This is a genomic window from Paenibacillus sp. FSL P4-0184, from assembly GCF_038004625.1.
In the GTDB taxonomy this organism is placed as follows: domain Bacteria; phylum Bacillota; class Bacilli; order Paenibacillales; family Paenibacillaceae; genus Paenibacillus_AQ.
On the sequence record NZ_JBBORN010000001.1, the window covers coordinates 1,814,819 to 1,838,309 of the forward strand.

Sequence of the window (23,491 nt, forward strand, 5' to 3'; positions counted from 1 at the left end):
GTCACCTCGTTAATTTAATTCGTGGGTCCACGAAGCTATATAGAATATCCGCGACCAGATTACCGATGATCAGCATTAAAGAGGAGAATAGAGTAATTCCCATAATCACGGGGTAATCCATCCCTTTAACTGCAGTCATCCCCAAAGAGCCAATACCTGGCCATGAAAATACTGTTTCTGTAACAATTGCGCCTGCCACCAGATCACCCATAGACATCCCGAGCAATGTAATTACAGGAAGCAACACATGCTTCATTACATGACGGAACAGAATCGTTGTCTTGTTAGATCCAAAAGCATATTGAATCTGCACGTACTCTTCTTTTAGCTGTCCAATGGTACTAGAGCGAATGTATCGCACATAACCAGCCAAGAATCCAAAAGCAAGCACGGTGCAAGGCAGGATACCATGCTTGAATACATCAAACGCCGATTCCACACCAATCGTTCGCATCCCCATAATAGGAAGCAGATGCAGCTTAATCGCGAATAAGTACATTAGTAAGATGGCAAGCCAAAACAAAGGCACGGATATTCCGACATAGGATAAGAAATTAATCAGCTTATCTACCCAGCGGTTCCGGTTTGCTCCAGCAATAAGACCGAGTGGAATCGCCAGCAAAACAGCGAGACCGATCGCAGAACCCATCAAACCTGCCGTTGCAGGCAGGCGTTCTAGAATTTGATCCAATACTGGCTGATGATTCACTAGGGAATAACCGAAATTCCCCTGCAATATTTCTTTAATCCAGATTAAATATTGAATGTAGGCTGGCTTATCCAGCCCAAGGTTATGCCGGATGCGCTCAATATCATCTGCGTGCATATTCGGCGTAACGAAGGATAATACCGGATCCCCCGGAGCCAGCTTAATCATCGCAAAGCACACAACCGAAACAAAAAACAACATCGGCAGGGTTTGCAGTAATCTTCGGACGATAAGTTGTCTCATACGTTTATTCTCCCAGTTCTGTATCGGTAAAAAAGTAAGCTGGATAACCCAGCTTACTTTTTCCCGTTTTTATTTAAGGTAGATTTTCGATAAATCTTCAAAAATAACGACAGGCTTCAAGACTGCTTCTTCTAGACCGCCGTAGTTCTTGGAGACAGCTACAATAGTCTTAGTATTAGCAATTGGATAAATCGGTGCATCGTCAGCAATGATCTCTTGGATCTTCTTATAGATCTCACCACGTTTAGTCACATCTGCTTCTCCTGCACCTTCATTAAACAACTTATCGACTTCAGCATTATTATAATGCGAGTAGTTAGAGTCAGCAGTAGAAGTATACAAAATTCTGTAAGCATCAGGATCGTAACCCATAATATAACCCGCAATCGCAAGTTCAAAATCTGTTGAATTCATATCACTGAACTTCTGACCATATGCCGAGGCATCCATATTTTGCAGTTCAACTTCAGCGCCAATGGCCTTTAGCTTTTGCTGCACGTATAGTGAAATAGCTTCCTGAGCTTTATTACCGCTCGATACAATCAATCTCAATTTCAGATTGCTAACCCCTGCCGATTGCAGAAGCTCTTTCGCTTTTTCCACATCATTATCGAAAGAAGGTACGTCATTAGTATAGAACAATGCATCCGGAGTCAAGAATGACTTCGCCGGGTCAGCATACTCGCTAGAGGAATAAGCAGCCTGAATGATTTCATCACGGCTTAGTGCTAGAGACAAGGCTTGACGAACTTCTTTTTTAGCAAGAGCACCTCTATCGCTGTTCGCATTGAACAACAGGTAGGACAATCGGCCTTCACTATAAGGAAGGATCTCGAAATTGTTCGAAGCTTCAATCGTTCCAACATCCTGAGGATCGAGATATTTAATGTTGATCTCACCACTCTGAAGTGCGAGATTCGCAGCATTCGTATCTTTAGCAATCCGGTACGTTACAGAATCAAGATGTGGCTTGCCGCCGAAGTAGTTATCAAATCTTTCTAATGTAACATATTCGCCTGCTTTATATTCTTTAAATTTAAATGGTCCAGATCCAACAGGATTAGCATTCTTGGTGCTTTTCTCTAGATCCGTCTCATTTTCAAAAATATGCTTTGGAATCGGAAATACTTGCACTAGTGTAGCTTCAAAAGCTGGGCTGACCTGCGGAAGCTTGAACTCTACGGTCAGATCATCCACCTTAACGGCCTTAACGGGTTTATCACCGATGAATAAGTTCGCTCTCAACATGCTGTTTTGCTTCTCATCGAGGATACTATCAATCGTGAACACGACATCGTCAGCAGTAAGCTTTTCTCCGTCATGCCATGTCAGTCCGCTTTTCAGCTTCAACGTATAAGTCAGGTTATCTTCTGAAAGGGTTAGGCTGTCTGCCAAGTAGAAGGTCTTCTTACCATCATTTACTTGGAACAGTGGAGCATATAGCGCTTGGTCAATCGTAAGACTGACACGGTCACCCGCGTAGTTCGGATTTAGAATAACAGGATCAGCAGCGACTCCAATAATCAAGTTGCCTCCATCTTTTATCTCAGTGCTTGCTGTCGTTCCATCATTAGTAGCAGGTGTCTGATTTGTATTTGTAGAAGTGGCGGTGTTCCCTCCGGAGCACGCACTAATCAAAAATGTTAACAAAATCAAAGTAATAACTCCAGATAATCCTTTACGCATAAGTTTCTCCCCCGTATTCTATGTTCTGCGTTGCTTGTGTTTTTTATATTGTATATCGGAATACTAGGAATTACAATGGATAGCATTTCACATTAATGTAATATTGAGGGAATCGATTGATGGTTTATCCATAGCGCTCATCCTTTGCTGTTCATATTGTCATCTAATTATTCGGTTATTGTACAGCAGATCGTTACGAATTAATACATCTAATACTCATTTACTTTACAGAACTTTGAAAAATAAGGATTATTGCCGCTCTCCTGTAAATATATTGAGAACATAAGGATCATCCAAGGAAAGAGGGGCGTTCCCCAAGGAGGCGGCAATGACGGAAAACAAGATTCGCGTATTGATTGGCAGTCCAATCCACCAGAAGCCTATGGTTTTAAAAGAATTTCTGAATTCCCTGCTTCGTCTGAATATTGCCGATATTGAGCTGGATTTCCATCTAGTTGATGATAATGATGATGGGGAGTCAAGTCGGCTGCTCCAGGAATTCCAAAGCATGGGTGATCATATTTATCTTCAGAGCTCCGGCTTTCACGATGCGTATATTCGCAATGACACTACCCACTTTTGGAATACCAACTTAGTCTGGAAAGTAGCCAATTTTAAGAATCTCATGATCAACCGCGCCCAAACCTTGAACTATGATTATTTATTCCTTATTGACTCTGATCTCATTCTCCATCCCGATACCCTCAGACATCTAATAGGTACGAACAAGGATATTATTTCAGAGGTATTCTGGACGCAGTGGCAGCCCGAGACTATGTTTCAGCCGCAGGTATGGATGCACGACGAATACAATCAGTGGGAGTTACTGCCCGGTGAAAAACTGCAACCAGAGGAGATTAATCGCAGATTTCATGAATTCATAGCAAAGATGCGGATTCCCGGAATCTATGAGGTGGGCGGACTCGGGGCTTGTACATTGATTAGTCAGCATGCGATAAAAGCTGGAGTTAGCTATAATCAAATTCGCAACATTTCATACTGGGGAGAAGACCGTCATTTCTGCATTCGTGCCGCAGCCCTTGGTATTCCCTTGTTCGTCGATACCCATTATCCGGCGCTACACTTGTATAGAGACAGTGATTTGAGTAAAGTAGAGGATTTCATCAAAGAAACTACGGAGACCAAAGCTGAAGCCACTGATACTGAGAACAGTTCATCTACGGACGAAGTACCTGCATCAGTAATGCCAACACCCACAACAGACAATCCAGACAACGAAAGCTCCAAGGAGACAGTCCCTCCAGCCAGAAAACGGCCCAAGCTAACCCTCACCATGGTTGTGAAAAATGAAAGTGGACGCTTTCTGCGACAGGTTCTGGAAGAGCATCGCAAATACATCGACGAGGCCGTCATTATCGATGATGGCAGCACCGATAATTCAGCAGCTATCTGCCTGGAGGTGCTTGAAGGCATTCCCGTCCATCTCGTGCACAATACCATATCCAAATTCAGCAATGAAATCGAGCTGCGAAAGCAGCAATGGGAAGAGGTTCTGAAGACGAAGCCCGAGTGGATTCTAAGTCTGGACGCAGACGAAATCTTTGAAGCGAGCTTCGCGGCAAATATCGAACCCCTGCTGTACGCTGACGAGGTCGATTTATTCTGTTTCCGTCTCTATGATTTATGGAACGCCACCCATTACAGAGAAGATATTTACTGGCGCTCTCATTTGAATTACCGTCCTTTTTTGCTTCGTTATAAAGAAGACTTCAACTATGTATGGAATGAATCTCCACAGCATTGTGGGCGATTCCCGGAGAATGTCTTCGAGCTTCCCCACCAGCTAAGTAACTTGCGACTCAAGCATCTAGGCTGGTCGAAGGCAGAATTCCGCTTAGAAAAATATCTGCGTTACATGCTCCTTGATCCCGATGGCCAATACGGCTGGAAGGAGCAATACCTGTCCATTCTGGATGAACACCCTCATTTAATACCTTGGGTGGAATGAGGGTAATCATAAAAAGGACGTCCACAAAACCTTAGTGGCTTTGTGGACGCCTTTTATTTTTACATAGTACGATCCGTTTTGCTAACTTCTTCTTATTCAGTACGCTGTGGTTCATCGAGATCTGGTTTCATAATGCTCACCGTCAGGCCGCCGCCGGATTCGTCTACTTGAATCACCGTACCTTCTGCGGCTTCACCAGCAATGATCGCACGTGCCACACGGGTCTCCAGACTTCGCTGGATGAAGCGTTTCAGCGGTCTCGCCCCATACACTGGATCAAAACCTTCCTTAGCGATAAAACGTACCGCGGGCTCAGTTAACTCAAGACCAATCTCCCGGTCAGCAAGACGTAAACGTAATCCGTCTACCAGTTTGTCCACGATTTTCTCGATCTCGCCCAGGGTCAACGGCTTGAACATCACAATATCGTCAACCCGGTTCAGGAACTCTGGACGGAAATGACCAGTTAGTTCCTTCATTACGCTATCCTTGGCAGCCTCCGTAAGCTGACCCTTCTCATCGGTGCCTTGAATCAGATGTGGTGAACCGATATTTGAGGTCATGATAATGATCGTGTTCTTGAAGTCGACCATCCGGCCCTGCGAATCGGTCAGCCGTCCATCATCAAGCAGTTGCAGTAGAATATTAAATACATCGGGATGCGCCTTCTCCACTTCATCGAGCAGCACTACTGTATACGGTTGACGCCGTACAGCTTCTGTAAGTTGGCCTCCCTCCTCATATCCAACGTATCCCGGAGGTGCACCGACTAGGCGAGAAACACTGTGCTTCTCCATATACTCCGACATATCGATACGGATCATGCCATCTTCGCGATCAAAGAGAGAGACCGCGAGCGATTTAGCCAACTCCGTCTTCCCCACCCCAGTCGGACCGAGGAACAGGAAGGAACCGATCGGCCGATTCGGATCTTTGATCCCGGCTCTTGCCCGAAGCACGGCATCGGCCACCAAGCTGACAGCTTCATCTTGGCCCACAACTCGTTCATGCAGCGTTTCTTCCAGACGCAGCAGCTTATCGCGTTCGCCTTCAACCAGTCGGCTAACCGGCACACCCGTCCAGCGCGATACAATATCTGCGATTTCCTCCTCGGTTACAGCTTCACGCAATAATCTTGTATCCTGATCCTGCTGTGCCGCTTCTTCCGCTGCCTTCAATTGCCGCTCCAGATCAGGAATGATGCCATAGCTGAGTTCGGCCGATTTATTAAGATCGTATTCCTCCTGTGCATCGACCAGATCCTTGCGGGCTTGCTCCAGCCGTTTTTTGAGGTCGCGGATGCCTTGAATCGCTGACTTTTCCTTCTCCCAACGCGCCGTCATCCCAAGCTGCTTCTCCTTCAGATCGGCGAGTTCACGTTGCAAGATTTCCAGACGGCGTTTGCTGGCGTCATCGGTTTCTTTTTTGAGTGCCGCTTCTTCAATCTCCATCTGCATTAGGCGGCGGGTCACTTCATCCATCTCACCCGGCATGGAATCAATCTCTGTACGGATCATGGCACAAGCTTCATCTACTAAGTCGATCGCTTTATCCGGCAAAAAACGATCCGTAATGTAGCGGTTAGACAGAACGCCTGCAGCGACGAGGGCGCTGTCATGGATTTTGACTCCATGATGGACTTCGAACCGTTCCTTCAGACCGCGTAGAATGGAGATCGTATCCTCTACATCCGGTTCACTGACCAGCACCTGTTGGAAACGGCGCTCCAGCGCAGGGTCCTTCTCTATATACTTGCGGTATTCATCGAGCGTTGTGGCACCGATACAGTGCAGTTCGCCGCGAGCCAGCATCGGCTTCAGCATATTGCCCGCATCCATCGAGCCTTCGGTTTTACCTGCGCCTACAATCGTGTGCAGCTCATCAATAAAAAGAATAATACGGCCGTTACTTTCACGAACTTCCCTAAGCACCGCCTGCAAGCGTTCCTCGAATTCACCTCGGAACTTCGCGCCTGCTACAAGGGAACTCATATCCAGCGAGAAAATCGTCTTGTCCTTCAGCCCCTCTGGCACGTCTTTGCGTACAATCCGGTGAGCCAAGCCTTCCACAATCGCTGTTTTACCTACACCTGGCTCACCGATCAATACAGGGTTATTCTTCGTTTTACGGGACAGAATTCGGATCACACGACGTATCTCAGCGTCACGTCCGATGACTGGATCGATCTTACCCGCGCGAACCTCTGCTACAAGATCACGTCCGTATTTCTCCAGCACCTCATAAGTAGCCTCCGGCTCCCGACTCGTTACACGCTGATGCCCACGAATCTCAGCAAGGATAGACATCAGCTTCTCGCGTGTTAATCCACGACTGACAAAAAGATCACGCAGCTCACGGTTATCCCTGCTCGAATCCGACACCATGGCCAGCACAGCATGCTCTACCGAAACAAACTCGTCTTGCATCTTCGCTGCTTCTTTCTCCGCCTGTTCCAGCAGATGAATCAGCGATTGCGAGGCATAACGCCGTACTGTGCTTGCTCCTGATCCGCTTATGCTTGGCTTACGCCCAAGCAGTTCATCCGTGCTGCGCAGCAGCTCAGCTATGGGGACGTTCATCTTTTGCAGCAATCTTGGCAGCAAGCCTTCTTGCTGCTGGAGTAATGCTTTTAACAGATGGAGATTATCGATCTCCTGATGACCGCCGCCCGAAGCAAGCGACTGCGCCGCAGCCACTGCTTCTTGCAGCTTTTGAGTAAGTTTATTGAAATCCATAGCTCTCTCACCTTTCTATTTAAGAATGATATATGGGATCGGCCGTTTTGGCCGGGATAGATTAATTTAGCGGGATTAATACCTTTGAATTGGGGCGGATGAGCCGAATCCGGCTCATTCTGGGGCATTTTCACCCCTCTTTTCACTCGTCGAGCCGAAATCGGCACCTTTAGAACACTTTTACCCTTCCTTTTCCCGACACTTCTCACAGGTCTCTACTATAGTTAGTTTCTAATTAAGTTACTTTTCTACTACTAGCACTCTATTCATACAAAGTTACCTCTACCTACCTATTAATTACCCACTTTTGCCTTCGGGCGCTGCGCACTAGCGCTTTGACGTTTAGCTCTAGCCTCGAAATGGCTGGATTCAGCCAGTTTACGGTACAAATTCTTCTCCGCTTCGCTGGTTGGCTCAGGGACAACAATCTCAATACCAAATAAAATATCACCGTTCGCACCATTCTCACGCTTCAAACCTTTGCCTGGGATGCGCAGCGTTTTACCACTTTGAATTCCTGCAGGAATCTTCAATTTCACGGCACCGCCACCCGGTAATGGAACCTTCACCTCACCACCCAATACCGCTTGCCATGGAGCAACTTCAACTACACCGTATAAATCGCCAGCACGAAGCTCGTATATATCATGAGGAAGAATATGAAGTACCAGCAGTATATCCCCACCTGGAGCTATGCCACTCTGAGTGGTTACTGCGATTTTTAAAATCGTGCCTTCACTAGAACCCGGGGGAACTTGAACGTCCACAGTTTTATCACTGATCTGCACTCTTACAGTTGCTCCCTTATAGGCCTGCTCCAACGTAATATCCAGCTTCGCCTGCGTCGAACTACGCGCCTCACCCCATGGATTGCCGTTCGAACGCCCACTACCACTACTAGAAAAGAAATCAAAGCCAGCGCGATCCGCCGATCCCCGATTCCCAAAAAACATTCCGAACAAATCTTCCTCCGAAATGCCAGAACCACCTGCAGAATAAGTTCCGCCGCTCCAGCTTCCACCATAGTTTGAATCCCACGAAGAGGCTCCGCTCGACGCACCTCCACCAGCTCTACCACGCTGAGCCCCATAAAGCAGCTCCTCATCGTAAAGCTTGCGTTTCTCCTCATTGCCCAGCACTTCATAGGCTTCAGCCGCTTCTTTGAATTTCGCCTCTGCCTCAGAGGCTTTGTTCACATCGGGATGCCACTTCTTGGCCAGCTTTTGATAAGCCTTCTTAATTTCCTGTTTAGTTGCTGTTTTGCTCACGCCCAAAGCATCATAATAGCTTTTGTTAGCCATTCGGATTCCTCCTTTCAACGCTTGATTAAATACAACTCATCGTACGATTCCGAGAAAAGACGCACCATAGCCGGAATCCTCCACTACAATGCGCCTTTTATTCATAACACTATATTAAAAGCTCGCTGCCTATCTCTAAGATGCTGAGCGGAAACTATTACCGCCTAAATTATGCTTATTCAGACTGCGATGCGCTAGAATCTCCGTCTTGAATCTCAATGCGTTTCCCTTGTGGTTTTTGCTGTTTTGGAACTTCCAGCTTCAGTAATCCGTCTTTCAAAGACGCGCGAATCTCTTCCACTCCAATATCCTGAACATAGAATCTGCGAACATATTCACCATATCGACGTTCTCTACGTACAATTTGATGATCCTTGTTCTCCTCCGCATTCTCTTCCTTCCGCACCGCTTTAATCGTCAAGTAAGGGCTGGCATAATCAATGTCGATTTCTTCTTTTTTAAAGCCAGGAAGTTCAGCTTCAATCAGGTAAGCCTGCTCGCTCTCGTGGATATCCGTTCTGAAGGACATCGTCGAGCTCTTGATCGGTGCAAAAAAATCATCATTAAAAACATCATTCAAAGACTTAGCCAGCATACCAAAAGCATCATCTCTACGTTTACCAAAAGGAACTAAATCAAACATTATCCATTCTCCTCTCATTGACTTTGACTTTATTTGACCTATGACCTTATTATAGTCCCCTATCAAAGGAATAACAAAACCGATTTAAGCGAATTTTCGGTCAAATTCAGGCAAATCAGCTGATTTAATGCTACAAATTTTAATGTTTTTAATGTTTTGACCTTTTTTGACCTTTGTTTGATCTATACTTCAAAATTCAGCACGATTAGTATATGTTTAGGCCCCACGTTCCATACAAGCCAGCAATTTCGCTTTCATTACAACGCCAAAACATCCTACTCAAAAAGAAATGATATAATGAAGGTCAAATAACGACCATTTTTCTTACGGGAGACCAATTGTATGCAACCAACCTATACTATGGATGATACGCAGTGGAGTAAGCTCATCCAGAATGTCGCCTATTATTTCGATGACCTCACCCTCAAACGAGGGTTCCAATATTATAAGCAAAGCCGTATTCGTTCGTTCACTATGACGGAGCCATCTAAGATTAATGCCCTTGTTGAAGGTAGAGAAGATTACCGCGTTACTATTGATCTGGACAGCTTCACTCGGTGCCATTGCAACTGCCCAGTTTCAGGACATTGCAAGCATATGGCCGCCGTGCTACTCAGTTTTGCTGAACAACAGAATAGGTCTGTACAAGTTCTAGCTAACGCCAAAGCCGCATCTTTTCTCCCAAAAACATCAAGTAGTTCACCTGTCGGAACCGATGGAAAGCACCAGCAGCAGCTAAAAGAACATGCCAGCAGGATCGCTGACGGAGGCATCACGGAGTGGCGCGAGTATTTTGCGTTCTGCATCACGCCTCTGGCACATACCACTCGGAATCCTGAATATGTGGATCGGGCATTGTCTTCCATTACTAAATTTAAGCCGAAGTTATCACCGGAAATGGACAAGTTATTTACCCTGCATGCCCATCTTTTTCTTCTAGAAAAGCTGGCTAAGCCTTCCGCCAATCTACCCGGTCAGGTCGCCTTTACCTCATCACTCGGCTATTACACGCAAGTAGCGGTCTCTGAACTACAGGAAGCAATCACACGTCTGTTAAAAAGCACACTTCCGCTGTCGCCCGAGCAAGAGCAGGAATACGATCTGTGGCCGCATATCGTCGAGACCCTCTCCTACTTGCGGCGTGAGATGTTGACGGAGTCGCGCGATCGCTTGCGAGATCAACCCTCTTTTTCACTGTGCTATGACCTGCTGTGGAGAAACTGGATTTATCCGAATACAGGTGGAACTAAGCTTTATCTGGATGAAATCAAACAGCTTCAGCAGGCAGAAAGTGAATTAGGCGCTTCCCTGTCACGCCATGCGTGGCTGTTAGCCCAGAGCCGCATGTATTTTTATCTGAAGGATGACCAGAAGGCTTGGGAATTATTGACTACGGCTGCCGAGCGCCCAGGTCTCCATCCTGATGAGCTTATGAGCTTCACCTCCCCGCTTCTGGATGCAGGTGAATGGTCACGCTTGGTCGGCTGGCTTGCTCAGATCGGTCCACTGCTGAGCAGCAGACTCTATAATCTGAATAACTATTCGAACAGATGGGAAGAGGCCGTTCGCCACCTTCCTGAAGCTGAGCCGCAGATGTGGAATATATTAGCCACCATGTTACCTATCTCTGGAGAAGTATACGAAGAGAAATTAATTACCTATGAAAAATGGCAGACATGGATGGATTATCAACTGTCCATCGGTAAGCTGCCTTCCGAATTTCGTGTTACAGACCTCCAGCCTATGGAGAAAAATGCACCCGAAGTTCTACTCCCCTTCTACCATCAGGCCGTCGAAAGATTTGTGCTGGATAAGAATAGACATAGCTACAAGGCGGCTGTGAAACTATTGAAGCGATTATCCAAGTTGTATAAAAAAATGAAACAAGAAGAACGGTGGGAAGAGTTCCTCATTGCCTTCACCACAAAGCACAGCAGACTCCGTGCGCTGCAAGAGGAGCTTCGGAAAGGAAAGCTAATACCATGAACATGCATTTGCGCACACTGACCATCCGGCTTGCATTAAGCCAGTATGGCGACGCTTTAATATACGGAATGAATGAAAGAGAAGATCTCGTGCCCGGTTTGCAGCTTAAACAGCGGTTATTCGCCTGGCATGAGGCGTCTTTTTATGGAACGGAGTTAACGGTTCAACCAGCTGGCGAAGGTGTAGAGCTAGTGATTCTACCTGCGGAGCAGGTCATCCCTTTCTTTGCAGAGCAGAAGCTGCTGGCGCATATCGAATGGAACTGGGAGGGCGATGCGGCTCACCTGACTGAACTGGCGCCACTTCTAACTATATGTCTGGAGAACAAACAGTATATTCCAGATATCTCCGCTTATCGCGCTGGGAGGTTGCAATGGACCTGGGATGAGGGCGCTTTTGCGCAGGTGGCAGTGGAGAATGACACTGCCAAAGGGGCCCTTGAGGCGCTAAATGGCGGCAGCGAATTTAGCCGTGGGTTACGCGCGGCGTTCTCCGCCGCCGTGTCGCAGAGGTATTACAGCACGGAGGCCGAGGCAGGCGACCTCCGGAGCGAATTCCCGCTTCTATTCGATAGAAGCGGGGCCCTTGCAGCGGGCATGGATACCGCTGCATGGCTTATCGCCATTGGCTGGAAAGCGGATACCGCGCCTTTCCGGCCTGCACTTCAGCTGCTGGAGCCGGAAGGGGATGAATCCCCTTGGCGGCTGCAGCTGATCCTTCAGGACAAGCGCGATGAATCCGCGCTTGTTCCCATCAGGCTCGCCGATGATGGCGAGCCGCACGGCTTGTGGCCGACAGCATGGTCGGCCCACGTGCACGAACGCGCCGCGGGATGGCTGGAGCGCCTCCGCGGCAGTCTGCCGCCCGAGCGCTTCGCGGCGGGCGGCGACGTGCTGGCCGAACCGCTCAGCGATGCCATCGCTTGGCGGTTCTTGACGGCCGAGAGCCAGCGGCTGCTGGAAGCAGGCTGGCAAGTGTTGCTGCCGGCGTGGTGGGAAGCCGCCAGCCGGAAAAAACCGCGCCTGCGCGCCAAGATCAGCTCCGGCGAGGACAAACGTAGCGGCGGCGAGTCGCTGTTCGGCCTCGATTCGATCATCGATTTCGATTGGCGAATCTCCATCGGCGACGTCGACCTCACCGAAGCTGAATTTGCCGAGCTGGTCGCAAGAGGAGAACGACTCGTCCGCTTCAAAGGCAAATGGGTCTCGCTCGATCCCGCGCTGCTGGCGCAAATCCAAAGAGCCATGGCTGGTATGGACAAGTCGCAAGGCTTGTCTTTCCAAGATGTGCTTCAGCTTCATTTGCTACAAGCGAGTGAGGAAGCTGATGCTGAGGCTACAGAAGAGCAGCTTCAAGAGGATGCGGCGCGCCTGCGGCTCGAGGTAGAGCTAAACGAGCATTTGATCAGCCTCATTGGTCAGCTCGGCCAGCGCTCACAGTGGCCGAAGCCTCCAGTGCCCGCAGGTCTCCAGGCAGAGCTACGCACCTATCAGCATGAAGGATATGCTTGGCTGACTTTCCTGCGTCAATTCGGTTTGGGGGCTTGTCTAGCCGATGATATGGGGCTTGGCAAGACCGTCCAACTCATCGCATATTTACTTCATATCAAAGAAAATACCGATCCTAGCTCATCCCGTCGCCAGACCGACCCTCCGGGGTGGCCTGCTCTGATCATCTGCCCTACCTCCGTGCTGGGCAACTGGCAGAAGGAATTGCAGCGCTTTGCGCCTTCTTTGAATGTGATGCTGCACTACGGAAGTCGCCGTTTGGACGCAGGATTCTTCTATGGCGCTGCTTCGCAAGCTGACGTGGTACTCACCTCTTATGCGACTGCAGCGCTTGATCAGGAGTTGCTGAAGGAATTCACTTGGGCGGCGATTTGCCTGGACGAAGCACAGAACATCAAGAATGCTCAAACGAAGCAGTCGGTAGCTGTGCGCAGCTTCCCGGCTTTACACCGGATTGCGCTGACAGGAACACCTATTGAGAATAGATTATCTGAGCTGTGGTCCATTTATGATTTTATAACCCCAGGTTATCTGGGTAGTGCCAAAGCCTTTAACGACCGATTCAGTAATGCCATTGAGAAGGAACGCGACGAGAAGCGTACAGCGGACTTACAGAATCTCGTGAAGCCGTTCATGCTACGCCGTAAGAAAAAGGATCCTAACATTCAGCTCGATCTTCCAGATAAAAACGAGATGAAGACCTATGTCCATCTGACAGCTGAACAAGCTGCGCTCTATGACCAGACCGTAAACGGGCTGCTCGACCGTATGCAGAAGTTGGAAGGTATTGAGCGTAAGGGCGCCATTCTTGGGGCTTTGACCGGACTTAAGCAGCTATGTGATCACCCGATGCTTGTGACTAAGGAGGCCCTCCCTGAAACGGATTCGGACAACAAACTGGATACCAGTCTACTCATTAACCGTTCCTCTAAACTTGAAAGACTGCTGGATATGGTTAAGGAACTGCGTGCAGAGGATGAGCGCTGTCTCATCTTTACGCAATATGTCGGGATGGGAAAAATGCTTCAGGCTGTTCTACAGCAGGAGCTTGGGGAGCCTGTCCTTTATTTGAACGGAAGCACCTCCAAACAGGCGCGTGACCGAATGATTGAGCGATTCCAGACGCCTGCACCTTCCGCGGACGAAGGGTCCAGACGTCCAGATGCACCACCGTCTGATCAGCCGAATGTATTCATCCTTTCTCTCAAAGCCGGAGGTGTCGGTCTGAACTTAACCGCAGCCAATCACGTATTCCACTTCGATCGCTGGTGGAATCCGGCCGTTGAGAATCAGGCGACAGACCGCGCCTATCGGATGGGCCAGACGCGTGATGTACAGGTGCATAAGTTCATCGCTCTCGGGACGCTCGAGGAAAAGATTGATGAGATGCTGGAGAGTAAGCAGCAGCTAAGTGATAATGTCATCTCCAGCTCCGAAGGCTGGATTACCGAGCTGTCTACTGAGGCTTTGAAAGACCTATTTACATTACGGAGAGGCTTAACAGACTAATCTTAACGCTTGCAACGACCATCAAAAGGAACATTCGCATCTACGCGGATGTTCCTTTTTTGAATTACTAGAATTTATCTTCAGTACTGGATTAAAGAACGCTCACCATTGCTCGGACATCTTAAAGGTGACTGCGAGATCATCATCACCTGAAAGTGAGTTAACCACCAAAGTAACCGGCTCATTCTGAAGCTCGTAAGAGAGTCGCTCGTTAAGCAAATTAACAGCCAAATTCGCATAAGCACCGGAGATTCCCGATCCTGTACCTTGCATAATCACCTTTCCACCCGTGACCGTAGTGCAGGTGTAATTCACCAGCAGTGCCGTGTCCGTGACAGGAATATCCGTAGTTGGCGTTGGAAAATTTTCGAATGTCCCATCCAGAGTGCCACCTGCGACGACCATATATCGCACAGGTCTTTTGGATAGAATATCTAAAGCCGCCGGTCTAATCTCAGCCGCAAGACCTTGTGGAATAGTAAAGGCAGAACTCCTCATAAAGCTAATCGCCGCGAAGTCAGTCGATGTAACCGATACGTTATCACGGATTTCCGAGGTTATACGGCTTACTTGAAACACTTCCAGATTAACAGCCGTCCAGACACCGTTCACATCCACAAGAAAAACCTGAATCTTCAATTGTTCCTGTGAATACACAAAATTAAATTGGAATAAATCCTCTACAATCGTGTAGGTCTTGCTTGACGTTTCCTGATATTGCAGCTCAAATAATTCTTCAATAAAGACTGTCTGAGGACTTGCACTATTGGCTAAACCCGTTAAATAACAAGCCACGCCAGCTAATCCATTGTTAACCACTTTAATCACAACTTGATCTATTGGACGAGTACCGTCGACAGGTAAATTAATGATGGTGTTTGTAGAGAGGACAGGCAATGTCTTCACACCTCCTATTCATATCAAATTATATATATATGGTATGCAATCATTCTTTAGAATTCTTGGATTGATATTAAAATAGAGATGTGCTCCACCGAGCATAAAATACAGATTTGCCACCAAATAAAGGATGTGGTAAACTCGACTTAACTTTTTATGAACGGAGGGTTACGTGTGATAGACTTTATCCGAGTTAGAACTTTGCGCGGCTAATTGAATAGCGCTAAAGCTCTGCCCATGTGCAGAGGACTCAGGATAGGTCTACCCATTTAACTCCATAGAAGCCAACAAACTAAAACGCCTTCGGCGTCCTTATAAGGACGGTAGCGTTTATGTGAGAATTATAAGGATAAAGTATATCGTGAAACTTATACTTTCTTATAATTTAAACCAACTGCTGCTCGTAAGGGATTAGGTTATCATTTCCCTACGCCCCAGCCGTTGTTTAATTCGATATATCTATGGAAGACCCTAATGTCGTAATGGAGATTTCTCCTTACACATTTGTTCTGACGTCCTCTAACGAACCGTAAGCACAGGCAGATGTCCTGTGTTTTTTTGCGTTTACTATTTACTATTGGAGGATGAATAAATATATGAAACAACTACGAGAAAAAGCTATTATAGTCGGTGTTCAGCTACAAAACGAAACAAACTTCGATTATTCTATGGAAGAACTCAGTAATCTGGCAGCTGCCTGTGACCTAGAAGTTGTCGGAGAACTTAGTCAGAAGGCAAGCCGGATCAACCCTTCCCACTATATCGGCACAGGCAAAATCCAAGAAGTATCTGCGCTCTTAGAAGCGCATGATGCTCCTATTGTTATTTTTAATGATGAGCTGTCTCCTTCACAGATTCGCAATTTGGAGTCTTCTCTAGGCCGTCAGGTCATTGACCGAACGATTCTGATCTTGAATATTTTCGCAGAACGAGCAAAGACCAAAGAAGCACAGCTGCAAGTAGAAGTAGCCAAGCTGCAGTATATGCTGCCCCGCCTGACAGGTCTCCGAGAATCCCTCGGAAGACAAGGCGGTGGTGCTGGGCTGAAGAACAGAGGCGCTGGTGAAACGAAGCTGGAGCTGGATCGCAGAAGAATAGAAGAACGTATTTCAGCGTTACAAGTTGAGCTTCAACAGCAAGTAGCAAGGCGCCAAATTCAGCGAAAGCAGCGGCATAAGAATGAGGTTCCTGTCGTCTGTCTCGTCGGCTATACGAATACCGGCAAGTCCAGCTTAATGAATGTGATCGTGGAGACGTATCATCCCGGCTCTAATAAGCAAGTGTTCGCCAAGGATATGTTATTCGCTACGCTGGAGACATCCGTTCGGAGCATTGAGCTACCGGATCACAAAACCTTTTTATTAACAGATACCGTCGGATTCGTCAGCCAGCTTCCCCATCATCTGGTCAAAGCCTTCCGCTCCACGCTCGAAGAGGTGACCGAAGCTGACTTATTGATTCACGTAGTCGATATTTCCGATCCACAGCATGAGCAGCATATGGCCGTCACTGATGAGACTTTGAAAGCGCTCGGCGCGGACCAAATTCCAACGGTTTATGCCTACAACAAAGCTGACCTAACTGACTTGCCTTACCCTCACCTTGAGGGTGACAATGTCTATCTCTCTGCCAAACAAAATAGTGGGGTAGCTGAACTTACAGATCTGATTCGCAGCCATGTGTTTACGGATTATGTACAGTGTGAAATTCTGATTCCATTTGATCGCGGCAATGTAGTCTCCTATTTCAACGAGCATGCCCATGTTCAATCCACTAGCTATGAAGAAACAGGCACACGGCTTGCGCTAGAATGTAGAAAATCTGATTTCGAGAAATTCCGCAACGACTTTGTTGAGCTTTAGGCTATTAGACACAGCAAAGGGGCTGTCCCATAAGTCATAATGACTCAGGGACAGCCCCTTCTTTTTCTTATTGGTGGAGCTGAATCCGGTTAACTACCCGAAACATTTCACTTAGTGTGCAAGTAATTTATCCAACAAACGAATGATCATCGCAACCGACTCCGCACGGGATGCAGCATCATTTGGTTTGAACAACTCGTTGCCTTTACCAGTTACTATGCCAGCAGTTGCAAAAGCATTGATTTGTTCTGAAGCCCAGTTCGTAGCTACATCCAAAAATAGATTGGATGCGTTAGGAACATAGTTTGTCAGACGAGCAAGCATTGCAACGATCTCAGCGCGGGAAATTTCTTGATTCGGATGGAAAGAACCATCACTGTAACCCGTAATTACCCCTTTAGCTTGTAATGCTGCAATCGATTCTGAAGCCCAATGCCCTTGCGTGTCAGAGAAAGATGAACCGCTTGAATTCGGTAGACCAAAAGCTTTTGCTAGCATTGTGGCGAACTCGGCGCGAGTTACCTTTTGATTCGGATGGTAAGAACCATCACTATAACCCGTTACAATCCCCATCTTAGCTGCACGCTCCACTACAGAGGCACTCCACGATGATGCCGGAACATCCGTAAAGTTTATAGTGGGAGCAGACTTCTCTTTTTCCACGATAGCCTTAACTGCATCTACATTTACCTTGTCGTTGAATACCGGCTTCGACGCTGTTGGCTTCGATGTCGATGTTGGCGGTGTTGGCATCGCTGTTGGCTTCGGTGTTGATGTTGGTGTAAGCGTTGCTGTTGGCTTTTGTGTAGATGTTGGTGGCGTTGATGTTGAGTTCGGTGTTGGTGGCGTTGATGTTGGTGTCGGTGTTGGTGTTGGTGTTGGTGTTGGTGTTGGTGTTGGTGTTGGTGTTGGTGTTGGTGTTGGTGTTGGTGTTGGTGTTGGTGTCTCAGTTTCCTCCCCTTTCTCGACAGAAAACTCATCGATTAATGTACCCGCACTTGTACGTGCCTCCACATGAATCGCATCCTCAGTAATTTTAATAGCGGAGTATACAGGAACGTCTTCATCAAAAATATAATTCAAATAATTATATTGGGTGCCATCATAGAATTTCCAGCCTGAAGCACCACCATCAAGGTATACAGTACCCTCATTGGTAGCTTTATTTGGCTTTCCATCCATCATTGGATAGGTGCGCGCATATACATGATCATGACCAACCAGAACCAAATCGACTTTTTTCTTTTCTAATATGGGTGCAAAATAGGTTTGGGTGTACTCAACAAGGGATTCTCGACCATTCTCTGTATGATAAGCTGGACGGTGGAACATAACGACAGTCCATTTTTTATCATTCTGATCCAAATCGTCCTTTAACCATGTTGCTTGGTCAACCATCTGTTCCTCTGTGCCTTCTGAGTTCAATACGACAAAATGAGTATCATCGACTTCATAAGAGTAAGCATATTGCAGTTGCGATTCTGGTCCGTTTTCCGGGAAATTTGCACCTTTGGTGAACACATCTTTCCCTTCACTCTTCACATCATGGTTGCCCAGTGTTAGTGCAGTCGGGAGTTTTGTTGCATAGATAGAAGATGCTAGCCAGAACTTTTGCCATTCTTCGAATGCACCGCCTACATCAACCATATCTCCACCATGCATAATAAACTGTGTTAATGGATATTGTGTCAAAGCGTTAGTCATTAGCTCTTGATAGATTTGTAATCCTGGCAGTTGATTCGTATGGGAATCCGTAATAAACAAGAATGATGTCGGTGTTGATTTATCCTGATCGACAGTAGAATATTCATTCCACTCCGACCATTTGTCTTCATCACCTACACGATATTTGTAAGTGGTATCTGCTTTCAAACCCTTAACCAGGACATTATGAAAACGGATTTCACCCTTCGTTCCATTTTCCTTCATACTAAGCACCTGCAGCTCACTCTCGGCTTGCTGCTGCTTTACACTATTGATGTCTGGGCTTGCACCTGCTCCCCATTCACCAGCTTCGATGTATTGAATATACGTAGAGGTTTGATCTGGTTTTGTTTGCCAGGCAGCACTCAGTTGTGAAGACATATCCTCTGCGACATAGGTTTGAATATATTGCGGTTCATTCATACCATACTGCTCTACAACTTCATAATTGACAACCTTACTGTTCTGATCACCGATGACTGCTTGAACCTGATAGGTTCCAAGTGCCAATGTAGTGAGGTCTGTTATTAACTGTCCTTTAGCATCTGTTTTACCAAGGCTGCCGCTCAATAACTGACTACTAACATCAGCTTCAGAGATATAACCTGTTGTTTGTCCGTCTGCGAGAATAACCTCGTAAAATCCATTCTTAGCTGCTGTTGAAGCATAGTAACGTTCACCAGCATTTGCAACCATGATTACATTAGAAGATGTATCATCATCCTCATATACACTAGACGTAACAGTGTTAACTGTAACGACTGAGCTTTGCTTTAATAATCCAGTGAAAACAATATACGCACCTTCATACGGATTGCCTCCATGGTCTAACACTGTAAAGGTAGACGGTGTACCCAAACCAACTCCCGTCATTTTTAGCTGATAAGGGAAACCGATTGTATAATGAATAGGCGCAGCTAACGGTGTACTCGTCTGAACGCCGCCAGCAGTAAGACTCGCATTACTCATTGTTATGGTTTTGTACGCTTCACCACGCCCTAAGACGGCATGAGAGCTCACTCTGAAGTTAACAGTAACGACATTTTGAGCTGCTGCTATTACGTTATCAAGCGCTACTTGAACCATGCCGTGCTCATTATCAATATCTGAGGTTAGGGAGACTCCAGCCGCCTGAGTAATGCTTTCAACTTGAAGGGTGCTTGCATCATAATTTAAGCTGAATTTTGCCTGCTCTGCTTTCAAGTAATCTTTGATATTAATATGAACAGGATAGATTTCATTACTTATGGCTTCTTCGTCTGCAGTCATGAACAAACGCTCTCCTGCATTTATTGTGAAGGTGAGTTTTTTTGCTGCCGGGTTACCATTCTTGTCCTTCACTTCAATCACAAGCTCATGATAACCGCCATCTACATATTCTCCTGGGTAAGTTAATAAATTTGTATCTGGAGAATAGTGCACTTCATCCGTGATATCCGTTCCATCTAACTGAACAGATAAGGTACCCAAATCCAGACCTGATCCGTTATCGGTCAGCTCAACCTTCAATTCATCAAGTGGAGTGTTTAAGACTTCATTTTCAACAGGGGCTTTAGGTTTAATGGCAGGAACGTCCTTATCCTCATCAACTTCATCATAGATAAAGGTAATATCATCTACCCAAATAGAGCCCTTGTTTTTCTTGCTCATATTCGATTGTTTCAATTGGAAAAACAATTCAAGAACAATCGGACCCGGTTTACCCTGCGGAATATCTGCCTCGATATATTTCCAGCCGGACCAGTTGATACCCACTTGATTTACATCATAAAATTCTGCCTGGAAAGAAGATCCGCCTATATCTCTAAATTTTGTCGTCAGCAAATGTCCTTCATTGTTTGCATAAACCCACATACCTACTTTAGTAGGGTAACCTGTAACTGGGATATTCCCCGTTTTATACCCGACTTCAATTTGAGAGGGGTTATCTACTATGCCGATCATATCGTAATCAATTCTAGCCGAATATTGCCCATTTCTTACAAGCTTCTTGTTATCTTCCAAATGCAGCGTAGCATTATACATACGTTTAGGATTAAATTTCACATCATTGATTCCATCTTCAAAATCTTCGACCAGGATGGATGGCGTAGTATCATCTGCTGCGTAGACATAATTATTTTGACTAAAGCCTGTATTAAACCCTCCTCCTAGCAACGTTATCGCTGATGCAATCACTATTGTCTTACGTACTGTATTCATGCGCTTATCCTTCCCCCTGTTAGTAAAGTATTGATCAATGAGTACTATAACAGTTCAATGTAAAATTAAACCTTTGCTATTATTAAAGATTTAAATTGTATGCATGACGTAATATGCAAGAATCACAAAGAGGTGCAATACAGCTGCTCAAGCTTTAATGACTACGAACTAGAACTATTGAATCCACACGAAAAAAAGACACCCTAGATGGTGTCTTTACTGAAACTACGTATGACGGATAAACGGATGGTGAAGTGATTTTTCAGGAAGATTGCTCTTCTTGGTACCCTCTTAGCTGTTAGATCTTATTAATGTAGCTTCTAGTCCCTATTCTTGAAAACACAGTGCACTCAGAGCCTCTATTTTCCGCTCCGGGTAAGACAGAACCTGAAGATAATCTCTGTAAATAGTTAAAATCAGGATGAATGGATTCATTCGTAAGAAACGCTGAGGTATTGCTTCCGGGCGATCTTTCCTCATTAAGAGAGGCTATGATGACTTCTGCAGTGGTTATCCCAATGCCGTGGCCATAATACAGGTCTTCTTCAAGCTTAACAGCATTCTCACCCTGCCATTCTGGCTTGCTAGGCGCATGATCTGGATTCCTGAAATACACAATATCTCCCCGCAGCATCTGATCCTTATTATAGTTCGTAACTAAGCGTAGATTCTCGTCGTAGTTCCAATCCCATAAGAACAAATCCTTAAAATACCTATTAAAGGCTTCTTCACCTATAGCTTCAATTGTCGCCCTGTACATAACAATGACCATCGCTGTCGCGCATTCGAAGGCATATAAATGTCCGTTCTGAAAAATGTCTTTAATCCCCACCGAAGGCGCCACACCAGCGTTCAGCTGTAGTCCTCCAATATCTGTACGCGTCCAAAACTGCGGGTTGCAGCGCGACTCATCAAATGTTGCAAAATCCGCTCCACTATTATTTAAAGCTTCCGCCGATTCCACGATGCTGTCTCTCATTTTCCGTTCAAAGTCAAGGGCATCGGGTGAACGAACTTCCTTCACCATGCTTAGTCCCTCCAATATTATAGGTTCTAAATATAGGTTATTGTACGTGTTCGCTGCCCAGTTGGTGCTTAATTCATTTTATTCCCCTGACTCAACAAACCACTGATTGAGCTGCCTGGTCTCTTCCGTCAAAATATCCAAATATATAGAAGTGCGGTATCCCGTATCCTTTAAGCTTTTTCCCGTAATCTCTGCTATGCGATTTAATCTGTACAGCAATGTGTTGGTATGAATATGTAAAAAAGCGGCGGATTCCTTCAAGTTTCCACTGAGTGATAAATAAACGGCAATCGTTTTTAGAAAATCACTTTTATGCTCGCGATCATGCTCTTTTAACGGATACAGTAAAGGACTTTTACGGGTCCGACTACGTTTTTGCTCTATAATAGCCGGAACATACGCCCAAAATCCAATATCCTCATACAATAGTAACTCTCGGCCGTGAAAAGGCAGCAGCTTCTTGATTTCCAGAATGGAACCCGCTTCCCAGTACGCAATGGCTGCCGACATATATTCAGTGTAATCCAGGCTACAGCCTGCAGCCAGCATACAGTTCTCACTCTTACGCATATCCTCGATAATTTTGTGCATGAACGAATACAGACCACCCGTCCCTTCCATGCGGAAGCTGAATGAAAACAATATAATTAACCGATTGTGCTCAGCAGTCAGAAACAATAATTTCAGCCCCGGATAGGAGGTCATAGTTTGCCGAAACCGAAGTACGAAGTGGTCATTGATGACCTTGTCACTCTCAAACACGCTAATATAATATTTGTCCGGCAAAAGAATCGACCAAACTTCCGCATCCTGCTTGATATTCGCTTCATTGTCGTAATGGGAGGTGAGCAGCTTCCAGAAAAAATCCTCCTGCGTTTTCTCCTGCTTCGTCTTCCAACCCCGTTGCTTCAATATATAACGACCAACGATGGCCGCCGCTTTCTCTACAATATTCTCTGCGTGTCCTTCAACTAGATTGCCTGCATCCACTACCCATATGTACCCGAGTATTTCCTTCTGATGTTTGATGCAAATAGCGAGTCGGGGGCCAAGACCTACCTCCATGACCGCAGGAATCCGAATCGGACGTGTAGCGCTCTCAAGCTGCTGCATAATCCCCTTCTTGCGCAAGCCAATAATGACAGCGTTAGGCACGCGCTTTCCAATAATGGTCGAAATTCTCGCGGAATCACTCTCAAATTGATGGGAGCTGTATCCGATCACATGATGATTGCTGTCCTCAATCGTAACTTGGGATTGAAGAGATTCACTAATCGCATCCGCCAACGATTCCATACTATCGAAGAAACGATCAAACAATGGATCCTTTTCCGTCACTAGCCCCACCCCTGCCTGAAAAAATAGCCGAACCTTGTACTCTAGAGTGATTTTATTATAGTATGCGTGCTCCTAGCTGACTATAAGATAATGGGATGGGGGCGAGATGGCGGGCCTTGAGATCGCCGGGTGGAGGAGTTACGAGGTTATAGATTTCAGTGAGAACGGA

13 protein-coding genes are annotated in these 23,491 nt (G+C 46.3%); 4 read left to right on the plus strand and 9 right to left on the minus strand.

Features of this window, described 5'->3' with window-relative positions:
• Position 1: 1 nt before the first annotated feature.
• Together MKY52_RS07760 and MKY52_RS07765 are read right to left on the minus strand one after the other, a co-directional pair.
• A complete protein-coding gene (locus MKY52_RS07760; protein ID WP_042123467.1) occupies positions 2-952 on the minus strand; it encodes an ABC transporter permease in 951 nt (316 codons plus the stop codon).
• A 69-nt stretch (positions 953-1,021) separates the two neighbouring features.
• On the minus strand, positions 1,022-2,638 hold the full coding sequence (locus MKY52_RS07765) for an ABC transporter substrate-binding protein (protein ID WP_341050783.1): 1,617 nt from the start codon (positions 2,636-2,638) through the stop codon (positions 1,022-1,024).
• A 328-nt stretch (positions 2,639-2,966) separates the two neighbouring features.
• Between MKY52_RS07765 and MKY52_RS07770 the strand changes: the two genes are divergently transcribed.
• Positions 2,967-4,607, plus strand: coding sequence for a glycosyltransferase family 2 protein (locus MKY52_RS07770; RefSeq protein WP_341050784.1), 1,641 nt, complete (start codon positions 2,967-2,969; stop codon positions 4,605-4,607).
• Positions 4,608-4,699: 92 nt separating this feature from the next.
• On the opposite strand, the gene clpB is transcribed toward MKY52_RS07770, so the two are convergent.
• From clpB to MKY52_RS07785, 3 genes are all read right to left on the minus strand, one after another.
• On the minus strand, positions 4,700-7,342 hold the full coding sequence (gene clpB, locus MKY52_RS07775) for an ATP-dependent chaperone ClpB (protein WP_341050786.1): 2,643 nt from the start codon (positions 7,340-7,342) through the stop codon (positions 4,700-4,702).
• Between the two features lie 293 nt (positions 7,343-7,635).
• Positions 7,636-8,643: a J domain-containing protein gene (locus MKY52_RS07780; protein WP_341050788.1), complete on the minus strand. Its 1,008-nt coding sequence runs from the start codon at positions 8,641-8,643 to the stop codon at positions 7,636-7,638.
• Positions 8,644-8,818: 175 nt separating this feature from the next.
• Positions 8,819-9,286 (minus strand): Hsp20/alpha crystallin family protein, encoded by a 468-nt coding sequence (locus MKY52_RS07785; protein ID WP_341050790.1) that lies wholly within the window; start codon positions 9,284-9,286, stop codon positions 8,819-8,821.
• 342 nt (positions 9,287-9,628) lie between these two features.
• Here MKY52_RS07785 and MKY52_RS07790 point away from each other — a divergent pair, with 342 nt between their 5' ends.
• Positions 9,629-11,272, plus strand: a complete 1,644-nt coding sequence (locus MKY52_RS07790; protein ID WP_341050793.1) for an SWIM zinc finger family protein — start codon at positions 9,629-9,631, stop codon at positions 11,270-11,272.
• Positions 11,269-14,289 carry a DEAD/DEAH box helicase gene (locus MKY52_RS07795; protein ID WP_341050795.1) on the plus strand — a complete coding sequence of 1,007 codons (3,021 nt, stop codon included), beginning with the start codon at positions 11,269-11,271 and terminating at the stop codon, positions 14,287-14,289. The genes MKY52_RS07790 and MKY52_RS07795 overlap by 4 nt, the downstream gene beginning before the upstream one ends.
• A 102-nt stretch (positions 14,290-14,391) precedes the next feature.
• Here the strand turns inward: MKY52_RS07795 and MKY52_RS07800 are convergent, their stop codons facing one another.
• Positions 14,392-15,195 carry a hypothetical protein gene (locus MKY52_RS07800; RefSeq protein WP_341050798.1) on the minus strand — a complete coding sequence of 268 codons (804 nt, stop codon included), beginning with the start codon at positions 15,193-15,195 and terminating at the stop codon, positions 14,392-14,394.
• A 590-nt stretch (positions 15,196-15,785) separates the two neighbouring features.
• On the opposite strand from MKY52_RS07800, the gene hflX reads away from it, so the two are divergent.
• A complete protein-coding gene (gene hflX / locus MKY52_RS07805; RefSeq protein ID WP_341050801.1) occupies positions 15,786-17,051 on the plus strand; it encodes a GTPase HflX in 1,266 nt (421 codons plus the stop codon).
• A gap of 111 nt (positions 17,052-17,162) precedes the next feature.
• Here hflX and MKY52_RS07810 read toward each other — a convergent pair whose 3' ends face one another.
• From MKY52_RS07810 to MKY52_RS07820, 3 genes are all read right to left on the minus strand, one after another.
• The gene (locus tag MKY52_RS07810) at positions 17,163-20,957 is read right to left on the minus strand and encodes an S-layer homology domain-containing protein (RefSeq protein WP_341050803.1); all 3,795 of its coding nucleotides are present in this window, start codon (positions 20,955-20,957) and stop codon (positions 17,163-17,165) included.
• A 298-nt stretch (positions 20,958-21,255) separates the two neighbouring features.
• Positions 21,256-21,984 (minus strand): protein-glutamine gamma-glutamyltransferase, encoded by a 729-nt coding sequence (locus MKY52_RS07815; protein WP_341050806.1) that lies wholly within the window; start codon positions 21,982-21,984, stop codon positions 21,256-21,258.
• Between the two features lie 78 nt (positions 21,985-22,062).
• Complete coding sequence (locus MKY52_RS07820; RefSeq protein ID WP_341050808.1) at positions 22,063-23,322, minus strand: PucR family transcriptional regulator; 1,260 nt, start codon at positions 23,320-23,322, stop codon at positions 22,063-22,065.
• Positions 23,323-23,491: the final 169 nt, after the last annotated feature.

Coding starts and splice junctions, on each gene's coding strand:
- MKY52_RS07780 (WP_341050788.1), bottom strand. CDS start 8,643: ATGGCTAACAAAAGCTATTATGATGCTTTGGGCGTGAGCAAAACAGCA.
- MKY52_RS07760 (WP_042123467.1), bottom strand. CDS start 952: ATGAGACAACTTATCGTCCGAAGATTACTGCAAACCCTGCCGATGTTG.
- MKY52_RS07770 (WP_341050784.1), top strand. CDS start 2,967: ATGACGGAAAACAAGATTCGCGTATTGATTGGCAGTCCAATCCACCAG.
- MKY52_RS07795 (WP_341050795.1), top strand. CDS start 11,269: ATGAACATGCATTTGCGCACACTGACCATCCGGCTTGCATTAAGCCAG.
- MKY52_RS07790 (WP_341050793.1), top strand. CDS start 9,629: ATGCAACCAACCTATACTATGGATGATACGCAGTGGAGTAAGCTCATC.
- MKY52_RS07815 (WP_341050806.1), bottom strand. CDS start 21,984: ATGGTGAAGGAAGTTCGTTCACCCGATGCCCTTGACTTTGAACGGAAA.
- MKY52_RS07785 (WP_341050790.1), bottom strand. CDS start 9,286: ATGTTTGATTTAGTTCCTTTTGGTAAACGTAGAGATGATGCTTTTGGT.
- MKY52_RS07765 (WP_341050783.1), bottom strand. CDS start 2,638: ATGCGTAAAGGATTATCTGGAGTTATTACTTTGATTTTGTTAACATTT.
- hflX (WP_341050801.1), top strand. CDS start 15,786: ATGAAACAACTACGAGAAAAAGCTATTATAGTCGGTGTTCAGCTACAA.
- clpB (WP_341050786.1), bottom strand. CDS start 7,342: ATGGATTTCAATAAACTTACTCAAAAGCTGCAAGAAGCAGTGGCTGCG.
- MKY52_RS07810 (WP_341050803.1), bottom strand. CDS start 20,957: ATGAATACAGTACGTAAGACAATAGTGATTGCATCAGCGATAACGTTG.